2 protein-coding genes are annotated in these 2,469 nt (G+C 53.3%); both read right to left on the bottom strand.

From position 1 onward, the window contains the following. Window positions 1-225 precede the first annotated feature (225 nt). Complete coding sequence (gene glk / locus ACTG33_RS16970) at window positions 226-1,191, bottom strand: glucokinase (RefSeq protein WP_439136433.1); 966 nt, start codon at window positions 1,189-1,191, stop codon at window positions 226-228. A 200-nt stretch (window positions 1,192-1,391) separates the two neighbouring features. Continuing rightward, window positions 1,392-2,469, bottom strand: a 1,078-nt coding sequence (locus tag ACTG33_RS16965; RefSeq protein ID WP_439136431.1) for an alanine/glycine:cation symporter family protein, incomplete at its 5' end; no start/stop codon positions are given.

Here is a 2,469-nt window from a genome sequence, read left to right as displayed (position 1 = left end):
CACATCGTTGGCCGGACTTTGACGACAATTTACCGCCCCGCCCCAGTGTTGTGGCCGTTCGCCGCAAAGACGGCGGTCAGATAGGCAGTTAAGCTGTCCGAAACCATTCTGACAGAAACAAAAAAGCCGGCGTCATTGAAGAGGCCGGCTTTTTATTGCCGATAAATTCTTATTCGCTTAACTATTGAGAATACAGCACTTAGTTATTCAGAAAACACCGTTTAGTTATTCAGAATACAAATCGCTCAACCAGGCAGCCGCGCCGATCAGGGCCGGGTGTTTGTGCAAAATTAAATACACCGGGATATTTTCCATAAAGCCCCGCTGAATGCCTTTCTCTTTAAAACGCTGTTCAAACCCGCTTTTCTTGAAGGCCTCAATATTGCGAGGCAAGATGCCGCCCCCCAGATACACACCTCCCTTGGCGTTATACACAAGCGCGACATCACTGGCCACGGTGCCAACTCCCTGAAAAAACAGTTCCCAGACTTCCAATGCCAGCGAGTCTTGCTGCTCCCAGGCCAAAGTGGCGATTTCACTGGCCTCTGCCACCCGAGCAGGGTTGCCATCAATCTCAGCCAGGGAATTAAACAGATTCACCATGCCCCGGCCTGAGATCAGGGCTTCAGCACAAACATAACCCTGTTCCTGCATTAATGCCGCCACCGCCATTTCCCGAGGACTCTGAGCCGCATAGGCCACATGGCCACCTTCACCAGGTACAACCACCCATTCATCTTTGCCAGGCACCAGAGCCGCAACCCCCAGCCCGGTGCCGGGACCAACAATCGCTCTGGCACCTTGAGGATTGGGCGTACCGTCGATAATGGTCGCAAGGTCGTCAGCGTGGAGATGCGGTACGGAATTCGCCAACGCGGCAAAATCATTCAAGGCACAAAAAACCTCGAATCCGAACTGCTGTTTGACAGCTGTCTGGCTGAAGAGCCAGTTGACGTTGGTCATGAGCACTTCGTCGCCCACCACCGGCCCGGCCAGTGCAACACAAGCAGATTTGGGCATCGGCCCTTCGATCATATCCAGGTAGGTTTGCAGACAAGCTTCAAATGAGGAGTATTCGCCAGAACGGAGATCGTGATTCTGGCTTAATTGATACTGGCCGTTTTCACAGCCGGTTACCAGACTAAAGCGCGCATTGGTGCCGCCAATGTCCGCCACAAGACAAGGGTACATAGTTATTCCACTCTACAATCGATTGATAATGTTTCTTGTCTCATCGGGTAGAACTTCTTTGGCTCCACCTCTATTGAGGGCGTAGTTTAACGGAATACACTCCGAAAATGCAGCCCCGTCACCCGCCCTGGCCGCTGGTGACTGCTACCTACAGAGATTTGACGCAGCAGAGCATTATTACCGCCCCTATTGATCCCTGCCTATCCTTCTGCCTCAGACAGTTCAGCCTGAGCCGCTCTCTCTTTGGCGAAGTACCTGGCAGCCGCCTGATTCACTTTAGGCGCTAATAACAAGGACGCGGTCATGGTGGGTATCGCCATCAGCGCGTACATAATATCGATAAAGCTGACAATCAACCCCAGAGAGGCCACCGAGCCGAGAATAACAAGTAACGCGTAAAACCAGACGTAGTGATGTTGATACTGGGCACCAATGATAAAACCCAGACACTTACTGCCGTAATACCAAAAGGTCATCACAGTACTCAGGCTCAGCAGTGACACCAATATGGTGAGTATCAGGCTGCCACCATAGGGAAACAAGGAATCAAACGCGGCAGCGGTCAAACCGATGCCATCATTCTCACCGGTTTGCCACACACCACTGATCAGGATCACCAGTGCCGTACAGGTACACACAATCAATGTGTCGATGATGGGTCCCAGCATGGCGACCAACCCCTCTCTCACAGGCTCCTTGGTCTTGGCCGCCCCGTGAGCCATTGCCTCAGTACCAATACCGGCCTCATTGGAAAAGGCCGCGCGACGAATACCGGTAATGATCACAGCGCCCAGAGCACCGCCCGCCAGCGCACTGCCGGAGAACGCATCGTGAAAGATCAAAGCAAAAGCCGCCGGAATCGCTTCGGCATTGGTGACCAATACCATAGCCGTCAGCAGTAAATAACCAGCCACCATGCTTGGCACCAGAAAACTGGTCACCCGCCCTAAACGAGGCAAACGCCCCATCGCCACGATGATCACGACTGTCGCGAAAACCAGCCCTGCGACCAGATCAAAAGTGAAATGAGACTCTGGGGATGCCCATCCAAGCGGTACGGCGAAGGTCTGGCGAATAATCTGGGTGAGTTGATTGATCTGAAAAATGGGCAGGGTGCCAAACAAGCCTACAACCGCAAAGAAGTAAGCCAGTGGTCGCCAGCGGGCTCCCAGTCCCTCGCGCACCACATACATCGGACCACCTTGCCACTCACCCTCGCTGTCTTTGCCCCGATACATCACAGCGAGCGTACAGGTGTAAAACTTGGTGGCGACCCCC

This window comes from Pseudomaricurvus sp., assembly GCF_965662505.1.
GTDB lineage: Bacteria > Pseudomonadota > Gammaproteobacteria > Pseudomonadales > Cellvibrionaceae > Pseudomaricurvus.
This window is presented reverse-complemented; position numbering and strand designations above follow the sequence as displayed.

Bases quoted from the DNA above. Each gene is read 5' to 3' on its own strand.
- glk (WP_439136433.1), bottom strand. From the start codon at position 1,191: ATGTACCCTTGTCTTGTGGCGGACATTGGCGGCACCAATGCGCGCTTT.